At 52.4% G+C, this 296-nt stretch carries 1 protein-coding gene; it reads left to right on the plus strand.

The window, feature by feature from the left end:
* The coding region (locus ACTRWI_RS22825) for a hypothetical protein (RefSeq protein WP_499133957.1) at positions 1-296 on the plus strand (296 nt) is incomplete at both ends.

Consider the following 296-nt stretch of genomic DNA (forward strand, 5'->3'; position numbering starts at 1 on the left):
CCAGCAGCGATGAATGCAACGGGCACAGGACTTGCGCAGCAATATCGCACTGCCTTGATTGGCTTGTCAGTACTTGGCGGTGGTGAAGCGCTTGCCAATGTGACACAAGATATTGCGACAGATTTGTCTGACAACTCGCTTAATGCCAATACAGCTAAAGCCTTGTACCTCAATACCCAAACTTGGCTTCGTCGTCATGGCATGACCGATCTGGCGCTCAATGTGCCTACCTATGGCCTCGATAGCGCCGCCCAACAAGCAGTGGATACCACACTCGCCAATGACACCACTTTGGC

The sequence above is a fragment of the Pseudoalteromonas sp. G5_S1_14_S5 genome, assembly GCF_054968605.1.